A 13,035-nucleotide genomic window follows, 5' to 3' on the forward strand; every position below is an offset into this window, starting at 1 on the left:
CCTTTCGCTGACTTATCTCTTGTGCTGCGACCGCCAATATTCTGAGCGCTTGGCGAGCCAATCCCGATGCTGCGTGCTGTTGATTGGAAAACCGACGAGCCGTTGCTTTCCGTCAGTCGGATCGAAGTACATTACGACGAAGTAGTCGCGCGCGAGTTGATCCGGCGTGAGCGGATAGATCATCTCGTGGTTCCAGTCGCCGAAGTAAACTTCGTATGTCTTACCAACAGAGGCGCTGCCGCTTCGAACTTCAAGAACCTGCATCCGTACAAAACTCTTGTCGCGAGAGCGTTGGGCCCCGGACTGATCCCGTTTGCCTAGCCATACTGGAATGTCGAGCGCGCGCACCCTAGCAATCGCAACTTCCTTTTCTCCATGCAGCATACTTGCTGGATCGAAACCGTTCGGAAATTCATCCAGAAAGTATGCGAGAGGAGGCTGGTAGTTCACCGCCATCGAGCCTTCCTCATGCAAGAAGTTGCCTCCTACGACACCGGGGCGACAGGACTGTCCCAAGCACGCCGCTGCCAACTCGCGACACACCGTCTGTTCGCAAGACTTCGCTTCGACTACAGTTACAAGAAAATAGAGGGCAACTAAAACGCGTGCCAGAATTTGCCATCCAGAGAGGATGTCAGATCTCAAAACTATCCGGCAGCCAATTGCCATCAAGAATCCGCTCGCGAGACGCACGCCGAGTGCCGCTCAATGTCGTCAGTGACCGAGAATGAATAGACAGGGTCGATGGCCTAACGTCAAGCACAGATTGTACAGTTAAATATTTAGCGTTTAGCGCGCATCGCGCGAGTGCGACCGTGCAAATGTTTGGCCTGCCGCGGCGAATATTCTATCGATGAACTCACTTTGCACATTCTCATTGTGCTGTCAGAACTGCACTTCAAAGAGACATTCCATCCCATTTGGCTGAGGCAAGCCAAATCGACGCTCAATCTTCATATCGATTGCATGGGATTCAGATTCGGGCCCGAAGCTGCCTTCGCTGAGCCGGAGGATAAAAGGCACTATGTGCTGAGTGGATCTGCTCCGCTCGAAGCACATTTCCTGTCCATCTACTTACAGACGTTATTGGGCATCAGCCCTCCCCCGCTGCCGGACTATTTTTTTGCTCACGGCGATGACGTCGCGCGGCGCAGTTGCAAGGATCGCTGACTCGCCATTTGTCATTGCGAGCGCAGCGAAGCAATCCAGAATCCCTCTGCAGAAAAGATTCCTGGATTGCTTCGCTGCGCTCGCAATGACGATGTGGAGAGAGCGCGCCTCGATCTTCGCGCGTGCCCCGGACGCAGCGCAGCGTCTCTTCGACGGTGCGCTGCAGAGCCGGGGCCCATGTCTCTGCGCGCAATCGATGCGGCGTGGGTCCCGGCTCTGCACAGCAACGCCAAGGGCGTTGCAGTGCGTCCGGGACACCGGAGGCGTCTAGAACTATTCCTGGTCGACGAGATCGTCTTCGAGGATCGCCATCTGGAACTGGAACGAGCGATCATCGTCCTCGTCGTCGACGAACAGCACGCCGATGAATTCCTCGCCGATATAGACCTCGGCGGAATCATCCTTCTTCGGCCGCGGCACGACGCGGATCTTGGGATTGCCGAATACGCGCTTCAGATACGCGTCCAGCTTTCTGACTTCTTTGACGTCCACGGCAAGTCTCCGATCAAAATTGGCAGGCCGCGTTTTAGGACGAGACGCGACGAACCGCCAGCATGAATTGCCAAAGAATTTGGGGACGAAAAAGGCCGGAGAATCCGGCCCTTACAGGCGAGATCAAGGACTGTCTCAGAGTCCCATGGCGTTGATCATCTGATCCATGGTGCGCGACGGCTCGGCACAGCCGGCCTCGCCGACGATCTTGGCGGGCACGCCGGCAACCGTGACGTTGTGCGGCACCGGCTTCACCACGACCGAGCCGGCAGCGATGCGCGCGCAATGGCCGATCTCGATGTTGCCGAGGATTTTTGCGCCCGCGCCGATCAGCACGCCGTGGCGGATTTTCGGATGACGGTCCTCGTTCTCCTTGCCGGTGCCGCCGAGCGTGACGCCGTGCAGGATCGAGACGTCGTCCTCGATGACCGCCGTTTCGCCGCAGACGAAGCCGGTGGCGTGGTCGAGGAAGATGCCGCGGCCGATGCGCGCGGCGGGGTTGATGTCGGTCTGGAACACCGCGGAGGCGCGGCTCTGGAGATAATACGCAAAGTCCTTGCGGCCCTTCAGCCAGAGCCAATGCGCGAGGCGATGGGTCTGGATCGCATGAAAGCCCTTGAAGTAGAGCAAGGGATCGATGAAGCGCGAGGTCGCGGGGTCGCGATCGTAGACGGCGACGAGGTCGGCGCGGAAGGCGTTGCCGAGATCGGGATCGTCGCGCAGCGCCTCGTCATAGGTCTGGCGCACCAGATCGCCCGACAGCGCGGAGTGGTCGAGCCGGTCGGCGACACGGTGGATCACCGCATCTTCCAGGCGGCTGTGATGCAGCACCGTCGAATAGATGAAGGTCGCAAGCTCCGGCTCGCGATGGACGATGTCCTCCGCTTCGCCGCGGATCCGATCCCAGATCGGATCGAGCGTCGCGAGCTTTCCTCCCGGATTGACCTGATGCACTGCCATAAGATCTGCTCTTTCGAATTGGCTGGTTTTGTTGGCTCTATAACACAGTCTAGGCGACAAAGTCCCGACGGGCTTGCCTGGGAGTGAACAGCGCCTTGCCTCGCAAAAGCATGCCAACGCGTTGAAACACAACAGTTTCTTCTGACGCCCCCAGGCGGCAAGGTTGGCTAAAAATGGTCAGGCTTTTGGCAAATTCAAGCCGGGCCCCGTCAAACTATTGGTGAATTCTCCCCCAACCGTTATTGCGGGCATGGTCCCGGCGACGACGGAGCGGATTTGACCACCACCACCGACCAATTGCGCGCGCGCGCCGCTGATACCTTGTGGCTGCGGCTCGCCGCTCTCGGCTTTCCCTTGCTTTTGCCCCTCCTGATGATCGCGCCGGCGCTCTGGAACGGCTATCCGCTGTTGCAATGGGATACCGGCGGTTATCTGGCGCGCTGGTACGAGGGCTATCTCGTCCCCAGCCGCTCCACCGTGTTCGGCCTCTATCTACACTATGGCGAGAGCTTCGGTTTCTGGATCAACCTCGCGGTCCAGTCGCTGGCGACGCTGTGGCTACTCCAGCTCACCTTGCGCGTACTCTCGATGATGCAGACGTTTCGCTTCGTCGCGATCAGCGGGCTCCTGATCCTGTCAACCGCGCTGCCCTGGCTCGCCAGCATGCTGCTCACCGACATCTTTGCCGGGCTCTCGATCCTGTCGTTGTTCCTGCTGGTCGTCGGTGGCCCCCGAACTTCAACGCTCGAAAAGATTTCGCTATTCGTCTTCACGGCCTTTGCCGCGGCGACCCACAGCGCCACGCTCGGTGTGCTGCTCGGGCTCTGCGTTGCCGGCTGGATGATGCGGCCGTTCCTGCGCGCGCGCCTGCCCTTCGCGGGACTGGTCCAGGCGAGCCTGACCATCGTCGTGGGCGGGCTGATGCTGGTGTCGGCGAACCACGTGCTGTCAGGCAAATGGGCCTGGACGCCCGGCGGCTATGGCGTTGCCTTCGGCCGCATGATGCAGGACGGCATCGTCGCGCGCTTTCTCAATGACCGCTGCCCGCGCGAAAACTTCAAGCTCTGTCCCTATCGCAACCAATTGCCTGCCACCGCCGACGAGTTCCTGTGGGGCAACAGCATGTTCAACACGCTCGGCCGCTTCGAAGGCATGAATGACGAGATGGGCACTATCGTCGTGCAATCGCTCGCAGACTATCCGGCGTGGCAGGCCGGCGCGGCGCTAAAGGCAATGGGCCAGCAATTGCTGCATGTGGCGACCGGCGAAGGCACCAATGGCTGGATCCCGCACACCCGTGGCATCATCGAGCGCTACATCCCCTCGCAGATCGTGCCGATGCGCGCCGGGCGCCAGCAGAACTGGGGCGTCGATTTCGAATACGTCAACTGGCTGCACGTGCCCGTCGCGCTGGCCTCGATGCTGGCGCTGGTCGGCCTACTCGCGCATGCGCTCGCGAGGCGCCGGCTCGACGATCTGACGCTGCTGGCGGCGACCGTGACGCTGGCGCTGCTCGGCAACGCCTTCATCTGCGCCGTCATCTCCGGCCCGCACGACCGCTACGGCGCGCGGATGGTGTGGGTTGCGACGTTCGTGGTGCTGATGGCGCTGGCGCGCCGTTTTGGCGACGACGCCAAAGCGCGATGAAACTGGGATCAAGAGTCCTCGCGCTTGGCTTCTTGGTGAAGCATGATCTCGGCCCCGGCGTGTGGCCGCGACGTCCGCCTGGACCCGGAGCCGACATCGGCAGCCCCTTTTGGTTGCGTTCTGTTTTGACCCCTACCGGTTACCCGGATTGCCAAAATAGCGCGAAATATCCTTCCCGGAGTGAGGAACCCGAAAGCGGTGAAGGCATTGACAGCTGGGGCTTCGTGGAACGTTTGCACTAATCCTGCGATACCGAACATTCCAATTGCGTTCGCCCGAGTCCTGGAGTTGCCATGGCTGCGCATCGCATTTTCATTGTCGAAGACGAGATGATGATTGCGATGATGGTCGAGGACTTCCTGGCGGACCTTGGATGGGACGTGGTGGGCGTGGCCGGCACGCTGGATCAGGCGTTCGCCATGGCGCGGGATACCGTGGTCGATGCCGCCTTGCTCGATGTCAATCTGAATGGCCGCAACACCTTTGCCGTGGCCGAGATTCTGGCCGCGCGAGATATTCCTTTTGTATTTGCGACCGGCTATGGCGCACAGGGGATTGCCGATCGTTTCCGTGGCGCGCCGACGCTGACCAAACCCTATCAACTCAACGAATTGGACGGCGCATTGCAGCAAGCGTTGGGAGTTGGCCGCGGTGTTGCGGAAGGCCGTTTTTCCGATCCGGGATCAGTGGTTCTGCCAGGTCCCAAGAACTCGTCCGGCTGCTGATCTTCGTTCAGGGGAAACGTCACAGGACGGCGACCTGGTCCTTCGGCAGTTGCACATCGATCGTGCAGATCACCCCACCCGAGGTAAATTCCCGCTTCACGGTCGCATTCGGGATTGCGCGTTCGATCAACTCGCTGCCGAAACCCCTGGTCTTCGGCTCGATGGTCTTCGGCCCACCGCGCTCGCGCCACACCACTGACAGAACCGGCTGGCCGTTTCGGGGCTGCAAATTCCAATCCATATTCACGGTGCCTTCCGGCTGCGAAAACGCGCCGAATTTGGCGGCGTTGGTCGCCAGTTCATGGAACACCAATCCGAACGGCGTCGCCAGATCGGCCGGCAGGAACACCGGCTCGCCAGTGATCGTGACCCGGTGGGGATTGCCGCCGACGTAAGGCTCGAATTGCCTGTGCGCCAGCGTGGCGAGATCGGCGCCTCGCCATTCGGTATCGACCAGCAGCGAATGGGCTGCGGCAAGCGCGGCGAGGCGGCCATCCAGCCGGTCGGTGAATTCCTCGAAATTCCTGCTGAAGCGCCGCGTCTGATGCGCGATCGACTGCACCACCGTCAGCGTATTCTTGACGCGGTGTGTCAATTCGCGAAGCAGCAGTCGTTGCTGCGTGTCCCATGCCTTGCGCTCGGTCACGTCGCGCGTGCTCTCGAGGGCAAGTTGCTGGCCGCCGACCGTCTCGAGAATGATGCGGCTCTCGATGATCAATTCGCGGCCGTCTTTGGTTCTGTGCTTCAGTTCGCCGCTCCAGCTTCCTTCCTCACGCAACTTGACCTGCAGATCGGCGAATGAGCTTCCGGGCACGACCGTGCCCAGCAGCTTGTTCTTCTTCTTTCCGACCGCTTCTTCACGGCTGTAGCCGTAGAGTTGCTCGCTGCCGCGATTCCATTCCAGGATCGTGCCGTCGAAATCCCAGATGAAGATCGGATCGCGTGAGAGTTCGACCAGTTTGGGTCTGCTGCCGCAGGCGGCGCTCGCTGTTTCTGAGCGCTTCTTCGGTTTGCCGCCGGTCCGTCATGTCGACGAACGTGAGGACGACGCCATCGATCTTGTCATCCACCGTGCGATAGGGGCGCAGGCGAACATCGTACCAGCGGTCGTCACGGCTGCGGATTTCGTGCCCGATCGGCGTGAGGTTGGCCAGCACCTTGCGGGCGTCACCGACCAGGCTCTCATATTCCAGGCGGTGGGCGAAATCCGAGATGGGGCGGCCCTCGTCGCTCGGTGTGATGCTGAACAGTTCGGTGACCTGTTGCGTGAACCGCTTGATGCGCAGGCTGGAATCGAGGAACAGCGTTCCGAAATCGGTCGCCGCCATCAGGTTCTGAAGGTCGCTGTGCGCGCGCGAGACCGCCTCCAGCTTCAGCTTGAGTTCGCTGTTGACGGTCTGCAATTCCTCGTTGATCGACTGCAGCTCTTCCTTGCTGGTCTCCAGTTCCTCGGAGGTCGAGCGGTATTCCTCGTTGATCGATTGCAGCTCCTCGTTGGCTGCGCGCAATTCCTCGTTGGCGCTCTCCGATTCCTCCCGGGTGGTCCTGAGCCGCGCCTGGGTCTGCTGCAATTCTTCGCGCAGCCGGTTGATGATTTCGTTGCCGGCATCGTTCTCCGCCGACTGGCCTGCCGTATCCGGTTCGACCGTACCGCCCTCGATGAACAGAACGATCGCCCGGTCTTCTCCATTGTCGTTGTGTTCATTGGCGGGCTTGACGTGCATCAGCACCCGACGTGCAGCGCCGTTGAAACGAACCGGGATCGGCAGGCTCAGCCAGGGTTGCGAGGTCTCAAAGACCCCGTGCAATGCCGAACGCAGTTCGAACCGCAATTCGGGCCGGACCAGATCGACGATATTGCCGCTGAGCGGTCCGCCGGACGGCTGCAGGAAGCGCCCGGAATTTTCCGACATGTGCAGCACGCGATGCGACTGGTCGACCAGGATACTGGGTGGGGCGACCTTTTCCAGCGCCTGCCGGTGCGCGGCAGCTTCGCTGAGCAATGCGCTGGTGCTGGGCGGGCGCATCGGGACTGCGGCCTGTTCGTGCACGACGGAAACGCTGCCGAGCAGGCGCGGCAGCAGGCGCAGTTCACCCGGCGCGGCCGAGGATTGGTAGATGCGTGCCTTGCGGTCGAAGGTGCGGAATTGCCCGGTCGGATTATCCGCACTCTCCGATGTGCCCAGCATCAGGAATCCGTCGGGATTGAGCGCATAGTGAAAGGTGTTGCACGCCATCTCTTGAAGGTCGCGGTCGAGGTAGATCAGCAAGTTGCGGCAGGCGATGAGATCGAGCCGCGAGAACGGCGGATCCTTCAGCAGGCTATGGCTTGCGAACAGCACCAGATCGCGCAATTCCTGGCGAACGCGATAATGATCGGCTTCCTTGACGAAAAAACGCCGCAAGCGGTCTTCGCCCATATCGGCTTCGATGGCGGAGGGGTACTGGCCTTCTCTGGCCATCGCCAGCGCCTTGGCGTCGATATCAGAGCCGAACACCTGGATCGTCGGACGGATGTCCTGTCGGGAGGCCTGCTCCAGCAGCAGCATCGCAACCGAATAGGCTTCTTCGCCCGTGGCGCAACCGGGGACCCAGATGCGGATCGCGCGATCGGAAAATTTGCCGTGAAACAGTTGCGGGATGACCTGGAGCTCGAGGGTCTGGAACGCCTCCTTGTCGCGGAAGAACGACGTCACCGAAATCAGGAGGTCGCCCAGTAGCGCCTGCGCCTCATCGGGATTGTCGCGAAGCACGTCGTAATAGGCGTTGGGGCTGTCCGACCTCGTGACCTGCATGCGGCGCGCAATCCGGCGCAGGATCGTCGCCCTTTTGTACTTGGAGAAATCGTGTCCGGTCCGGACCCGAACATGCGCCAGGATCCGCCGCAGCAGGTCGGGATTCAGACCCTGCAAGCCTGCCGGATCGCCATTGCTCTTCTCGCGCACCAGTTCGGTGAGGCGCTGCGCGATCTCGCGTATCGGCAGGACGAAGTCCGCAACGCCGGTCGCAATCGCCGCGCGCGGCATGGAAGGGAATTCGGCTTCGCTCGGGTCCTGCACCAGAATGATGCCGCCGGACTCCTTGACGGCCCTGACGCCGACGGCGCCGTCGGAGCCGGCGCCAGTCAGGATCACGGCGCAGCCATCGCCGTGCTGTTCCGCCAGTGAGCGGAAGAACAGGTCGATCGGCGCCCGCCTGCCGCGCGGCTCATCGAATTCCGCGGTGGCAATCTCGTCGTCGGTGATATGCAGCCGGCGATCGGGCGGGATGACGTAGACATGATCCGGTTGCAGCGGCACCGGATTGGCGACCTGGAGCACAGGCATCGGGGTGCGCGCGGCCAGAATGTTCGACATCTCGCTGCGAACATCCGGATCGAGATGGACGACCACGACGAAAGCGGCCCCGGTTTTTTCAGGCAGGGAGGCGAACAGATGCTGTAGCGCGCGGACGCCGCCCGCAGAGGCGCCGATGCCGACGACGATGGTCTTGGGACGGGCAGGCTCCCTTTCCTCGTTCCGTTCCCCGTCGCTCGTTTCAGCCATCGCGTGGGCTCACTTTCCAGTCGGTCGCCTATCTGTCGTAGACTTGGCTCACTTATCAGAGACTTCGGCAAGGAAATATTGGCTCGCGCAAAATTCGGAACGAATGATCCAGGCGAGGGTTCCCCTTGGGACGCCTGGAGCATTTGCATGGCTAATCGCGACATTCTCGCCATCGGGACCTCCGCCGGGGGGTTCGAAGCATTGCGCTTCCTCGCCGGCGAATTCTCCCGCGATTTGCCCGCGTCCGTCCTGGTGGTGATTCATCTGTCGAGTCAATTCCGTTCGGCGCTCGACGCGATCCTGACCCAGGCGGGGCCGCTGCCGGCCAGCTTTGCCGTTGATGGCGAGAGACTGGAGAAAAGTCACATCTATATTGCGCCGGCCGAGCGTCACCTGATCGTGGAGGGCGGGCATTTGCGGTTGGGTTCTGGGCCGCGCGAGAACAACGCCCGGCCGGCGCTCGATCCGCTGTTTCGGTCCGCGGCGCTGTGTTGTGGTCCGCGGAGCGTCGGCGCCGTGCTCACCGGGACGCTGGGGGACGGTGCCGCGGGCCTGCAAGCGCTGAAACAATCCGGCGGCGTCACCGTGGTGCAGGACCCGAGCGATGCTGCGTTTGCGGAAATGCCGACCACGGCCTTGATCCGGTCAAAGCCCGATCACGTCGTCAGCCTCGCGGGAATGCCCGCGTTGTTCGAAAAGCTGGTGCGCGAACCGGCAGGTGAAGCGGTGCCGGCCGCAAGCGGTCTCTACTATGAAGTCAACGTCGCAAGCGGTGGACGCGGAAGCATGAATGAAATGGATCAGATCGGCCGTCGTTCGGTACTCGCCTGTCCCGATTGTCACGGCATCATGTGGGAAATCAACGAAGGCGAACTCGTGCGCTACCGATGTCATGTCGGCCACGCCTACACGGCGGAGATCATGAGTCTTGCGATTGACGAGAATCTGAAGCGGGCCTTTGGCAGCGCCTTGCGGGCGCTCGACGAGCGCGTCGCCTTGGCCAGGAAACTGGAGGTGCAAGCGATCGAGAGCGGCCGGACCATGATCGCCAGCTCGTGGGCAACCAAGGCGGTTGAGTTCGAGGCAGAAGCCAACGTCATCCGTGATTCAATCCGGCGCACCGACGAGATCGCTGCACGTTTCGCCGATGCGCAAGCATTGGACGCCTGACACTGAGCGGAACCGGTCGGGTGTTGCCGGAGCGATCACAACAAGGACTGCAAACCTGTCGTACTTTGAGGGCTCAGGCCCGGCTATCCAGTAGATTATGCTCGTGGTGCTGGCGTTCAGCAGGCTATAATCGGCCGGAAATGGTGACGAAGCCGTGCTCCTCAGGCTGAATGCGCATATTTCGAATTGTCTTGAACGTGCTGCCGAAGCCGAGCAGCGCGCCCGGCAATCGACTGATGCCGCGATCCGGTCCGACCACGGGCGGCTTGCGCAAAGCTGGCGTCACCTCGCGCGCAGTTATCAGTTCGTCGAAAGCCTCGAACGCTTCTTGTCCGACACCGACCGTAAGAAGGCCGCGGCCCCGCCTGAACTGCAGGTCGGTCTGGAGGAGCAGCCGGCACCGCTCGAAAGCAAGCCGATCATCCGGCGGCTGCGGGTCAGGCATGAATCGTCGTTCCAGGAGCGCCTGTTGAAAAGCGCGGAAGATGCGCGCGCGCAGGCGGACCAGTTGCCCGCCGGGCCCGAACGCAAGCGCCTGCTGCAAAAGGCGAGGCAAAGCGAAATCGCCGCAGGCATCGATGATTGGATATCCTCGCCCGGCTCGCATCCGCCGGCCAATCTCGACTTCATGAAGAAGCCGAAAGCTTGATCGCCTGAAACCGAAAGATCGGCCGACGGCCGGCGACCTCACGGCGCGACCCTGAGGATGATATAGAGCAGGCTACCAGCCAACACCGCGCACCAGGCGACTGACAATGCGAGGAGCAAGGTCTCGCGGGTTGCTCGCAACTGCGCCATCGGCGTCAGCCTTCCGTTGATTTGGACGGCTGCGTCCCCGGCGATGTCAGCCATGTGCTCATCTGCGATGCTGATTCGGCCTGCTCGGCCTTGCGGATCACGGCATCGCGGAGGGGCCCGGGACGGAGCAATTCGGCCTGCGCGCGCAATCGCTCGGCCTCCGTGCTCAATCGCTGCTCCAGGGAATGGGTCTGCTTGATGCGCCTGCGCTGGGTCATCGTCCCGTCTTCCGATGTCGGGCCGACAATCGGGCACCGGACCGGGCGTTCCAAAGGTTCCTATTTGGCGGCGCTGTTTTGGAAGCAGATGTGTTGCGCCTGACTAGGGAGGGGATTCGCGATGCATTTCGCGAAAGTGCTTTGTCCTAGCTGCTTCCATTGTTGGCCCTTTGCCCGACGTGACTACCCGCTTCGAGCTGACGTCTCATAATCGCCCTTAGCGGACTCCCAGTTTTTGCGCATGAAGGGAGCGGACGGTTGCCCCGAAGGCAACAACCTCATCGCCTCGGACAACAAGGCCTCAGCCGCGGCGTGACAGGAAATCCAGCACGCCTGTTTTGTAGACCTTGTCGCCGACCGCGCGCATGTGGTCGCGACCGGGAATGTCGAGCACTTCCGATCCCGGGATGATCGCGCCGAGCGCGCTGGCGGATCCCGCGACATCGTCGGTGCTGCCGACCGCGATCAGCACGGGCACGTCGATGCGCGCGGCTTCCTGCTTCGTCATGAGATCGCGCGTGCCGCGCAGGCATGCGGCGAGCGCACGGCGGTCGGAACGGGTCTGGTCCGCAAACGCACGAAAGGTGCGGCCGACGGGATCGGTGACGTCGTCGAGCGAGGGCGCTTCAAGCGCCTTGGCGACGTTCTCGCCGGGGCCGGTGCCCTCGATCAGGCCGCCGATGCCGATGCCGCCGAGGATCGCCGAGCGCAGACGCTGCGGCTCGTTGAGGCCGAGCCAGGCCGTCATCCGCCCGCCCATCGAATAGCCCATGATGTCGGCTTGCGGGATCGCGAGATGATCCATCAGCGCGAGCACGTCGCCGGCCATGGTGGGGATGGAGTATTGCGCGGGCTCGTAGAGCTTTGCGCTTTCGCCATGGCCGCGATTGTCGAGCGCGATGACGCGGCGACCGTTCTTGCGCAGCTCCGAGACCCAGGTCGGATAGACCCAGTTCACGTTCTTGCTGGAGGCGAAGCCGTGCACCAGGATGATCGGATCGCCCTCGCCTTCGTCGAGATAGGCAATTTCAACGGCGCCGTTGTGAAAGCTCGGCATCAGCAGTTCCGCGATGTTGGGGGGAAAGGGTGATCATAGAGCATGATCCGGAAAAGTGTGCAGCGGTTTTCCGGCAAGATCATGCTCAAACAATAACCTAAAGCGCGTCGCGCTTTAGGCTGTGACGGCCGCGTCCGCCAGAGCGGCTGCGGCGGCGATCTGGGCACGGCGGAGCCGCCGCGCGCGTTTGCGATCGCACCAGGCCTGGGTGAGGCGCTCGGTCGTGGCCTTGATCGAGGACAACAGGCCGAACAGCGTCAGTGCCGCGCCGAACAGCCAGAGCGCGAGATCGAACATGCCGCCGACAAGCAGCAGCGCGCCGCGGCCCAAGAGCTTCATGATCGCACGGGTCTTGCTGCCCTGCGCTTCGGCAAGCCGGGCCGCGCGCGCGACGTCCTTCGGGCCCTCGGCGATGCGCAGCGTGTCCATCGCGCCGCGCGTGCCGGTCTTTTCGGCAACGCGCGTGACGTCCTTGCCGAGCCGGACCAGTGCGCCGGCCTTCTCGGCACGGAACGCGGCCTTGATCGCGCTGATGGTCTCACCGGGGCGGAACACCGAGCCCTTGGCGACCGCATTCTGAAGCATCGGCGCATCGACCACCTCGCGCGCGGACCGGCCGGCCCACGCCGCGAGCCCCTCGCCGAGCCGCCCGACTTTGCGGGCGTCCTTCACCAGTGTCAGCCCGGCGCGCACGGGCGCGGCGCCGCCGACCGAGACGTAAGTCACGGCCGTGACCGCAAGGCCGGCCGTCGCAAGGCCGAGCACCAGGCGGTCGGTGTCCTCGCCCATGGCAAGGTGCTTGCCTTCACGGACCACGTCCCTGACGTCACCGATCACGAAGAGATCGCCGGCCACCGTTCCCGACAGGCTCGCGACATCGTCGGCGGTGCCGGTGACAAGGCCGGTCGCGAAGCGTTTGGCAAAATGCGAGGTGGACTTTTCGTCTTTGACCGCATCGCTGACGCGGTTGAGCAGGTCGTCGGACAGCGCGATGTTGCGGTCACGCGCCAGCGCGACAAAGCTGTCGGCGAGATCGGCGTCACCCGCGGCAAGCGCGGTCTCGATATTGTCCCGGACCAAGCGGTCGTTCTGCGCGAGAGCCGCGTCGAGCTTGAGCTCGGAGAGCGCGGCCGGGTCATCCTGGGCGGCGAGGATCGCGCCGGCGTCACGGGCGTACGGCGCCACCTGCGCGAGCAGGAAGCTGCATGCCGCGATCCCGGTCAACGCTGTGCTGATTCGCAGCCACTTCATGC

The 13,035-nt window shown here is 62.5% G+C and carries 12 protein-coding genes and 1 pseudogene; 5 read left to right on the forward strand and 8 right to left on the reverse strand.

The genetic code is table 11. The features are described from left to right. Positions 1-12: 12 nt before the first annotated feature. Positions 13-456, reverse strand: coding sequence for a hypothetical protein (locus B5V03_RS06300; protein ID WP_129268406.1), 444 nt, complete (start codon positions 454-456; stop codon positions 13-15). Between the two features lie 408 nt (positions 457-864). Here B5V03_RS06300 and B5V03_RS06305 point away from each other — a divergent pair, with 408 nt between their 5' ends. After that, on the forward strand, positions 865-1,170 hold the full coding sequence (locus B5V03_RS06305) for a hypothetical protein (RefSeq protein ID WP_129268407.1): 306 nt from the start codon (positions 865-867) through the stop codon (positions 1,168-1,170). A gap of 273 nt (positions 1,171-1,443) precedes the next feature. Here B5V03_RS06305 and B5V03_RS06310 read toward each other — a convergent pair whose 3' ends face one another. Both B5V03_RS06310 and cysE read right to left on the reverse strand, forming a co-directional pair. Next, a complete protein-coding gene (locus B5V03_RS06310) occupies positions 1,444-1,662 on the reverse strand; it encodes a DUF3126 family protein (RefSeq protein ID WP_007602550.1) in 219 nt (72 codons plus the stop codon). 135 nt (positions 1,663-1,797) lie between these two features. After that, positions 1,798-2,622: a serine O-acetyltransferase gene (cysE, locus tag B5V03_RS06315; RefSeq protein ID WP_129268408.1), complete on the reverse strand. Its 825-nt coding sequence runs from the start codon at positions 2,620-2,622 to the stop codon at positions 1,798-1,800. A gap of 276 nt (positions 2,623-2,898) precedes the next feature. Here cysE and B5V03_RS06320 point away from each other — a divergent pair, with 276 nt between their 5' ends. Both B5V03_RS06320 and B5V03_RS06325 read left to right on the forward strand, forming a co-directional pair. Next, a complete protein-coding gene (locus B5V03_RS06320) occupies positions 2,899-4,269 on the forward strand; it encodes a hypothetical protein (RefSeq protein WP_164987822.1) in 1,371 nt (456 codons plus the stop codon). Positions 4,270-4,562: 293 nt separating this feature from the next. After that, positions 4,563-4,994 (forward strand): response regulator, encoded by a 432-nt coding sequence (locus B5V03_RS06325; protein WP_129268409.1) that lies wholly within the window; start codon positions 4,563-4,565, stop codon positions 4,992-4,994. Positions 4,995-5,013: 19 nt separating this feature from the next. Here B5V03_RS06325 and B5V03_RS06330 read toward each other — a convergent pair. Continuing rightward, positions 5,014-8,539 (reverse strand): annotated as a pseudogene (locus B5V03_RS06330) (chemotaxis protein CheB). A gap of 147 nt (positions 8,540-8,686) precedes the next feature. Here B5V03_RS06330 and B5V03_RS06335 point away from each other — a divergent pair. Then, on the forward strand, positions 8,687-9,709 hold the full coding sequence (locus tag B5V03_RS06335) for a chemotaxis protein CheB (RefSeq protein ID WP_129268410.1): 1,023 nt from the start codon (positions 8,687-8,689) through the stop codon (positions 9,707-9,709). Positions 9,710-9,833: 124 nt separating this feature from the next. Here B5V03_RS06335 and B5V03_RS41350 read toward each other — a convergent pair whose 3' ends face one another. Next, positions 9,834-10,154 (reverse strand): hypothetical protein, encoded by a 321-nt coding sequence (locus B5V03_RS41350; RefSeq protein WP_164987814.1) that lies wholly within the window; start codon positions 10,152-10,154, stop codon positions 9,834-9,836. 24 nt (positions 10,155-10,178) lie between these two features. On the opposite strand from B5V03_RS41350, the gene B5V03_RS06340 reads away from it, so the two are divergent. Then, entirely contained in the window at positions 10,179-10,358 is a 180-nt protein-coding gene (locus B5V03_RS06340; RefSeq protein ID WP_245502173.1) for a hypothetical protein, read from the forward strand. A 38-nt stretch (positions 10,359-10,396) separates the two neighbouring features. On the opposite strand, the gene B5V03_RS41355 is transcribed toward B5V03_RS06340, so the two are convergent. From B5V03_RS41355 to B5V03_RS06355, 3 genes are all read right to left on the reverse strand, one after another. Beyond that, on the reverse strand, positions 10,397-10,561 hold the full coding sequence (locus B5V03_RS41355) for a hypothetical protein (protein WP_164987823.1): 165 nt from the start codon (positions 10,559-10,561) through the stop codon (positions 10,397-10,399). A gap of 465 nt (positions 10,562-11,026) precedes the next feature. After that, a complete protein-coding gene (locus B5V03_RS06350) occupies positions 11,027-11,782 on the reverse strand; it encodes an alpha/beta fold hydrolase (RefSeq protein WP_129268412.1) in 756 nt (251 codons plus the stop codon). Positions 11,783-11,896: 114 nt separating this feature from the next. After that, a complete protein-coding gene (locus B5V03_RS06355; protein ID WP_129268413.1) occupies positions 11,897-13,033 on the reverse strand; it encodes a hypothetical protein in 1,137 nt (378 codons plus the stop codon). Between the last annotated feature and the right edge of the window lie 2 nt (positions 13,034-13,035).

It is taken from the genome of Bradyrhizobium betae (assembly GCF_004123905.1).
Classification (GTDB): Bacteria; Pseudomonadota; Alphaproteobacteria; order Rhizobiales; family Xanthobacteraceae; genus Bradyrhizobium; species Bradyrhizobium betae_A.

Coding starts and splice junctions, on each gene's coding strand:
- B5V03_RS41355 (WP_164987823.1), bottom strand. CDS start 10,561: ATGGCTGACATCGCCGGGGACGCAGCCGTCCAAATCAACGGAAGGCTG.
- B5V03_RS06355 (WP_129268413.1), bottom strand. CDS start 13,033: ATGAAGTGGCTGCGAATCAGCACAGCGTTGACCGGGATCGCGGCATGC.
- B5V03_RS06350 (WP_129268412.1), bottom strand. CDS start 11,782: ATGCCGAGCTTTCACAACGGCGCCGTTGAAATTGCCTATCTCGACGAA.
- B5V03_RS06335 (WP_129268410.1), top strand. CDS start 8,687: ATGGCTAATCGCGACATTCTCGCCATCGGGACCTCCGCCGGGGGGTTC.
- B5V03_RS06325 (WP_129268409.1), top strand. CDS start 4,563: ATGGCTGCGCATCGCATTTTCATTGTCGAAGACGAGATGATGATTGCG.
- B5V03_RS41350 (WP_164987814.1), bottom strand. CDS start 10,154: ATGCCTGACCCGCAGCCGCCGGATGATCGGCTTGCTTTCGAGCGGTGC.
- cysE (WP_129268408.1), bottom strand. CDS start 2,622: ATGGCAGTGCATCAGGTCAATCCGGGAGGAAAGCTCGCGACGCTCGAT.
- B5V03_RS06300 (WP_129268406.1), bottom strand. CDS start 456: ATGGCGGTGAACTACCAGCCTCCTCTCGCATACTTTCTGGATGAATTT.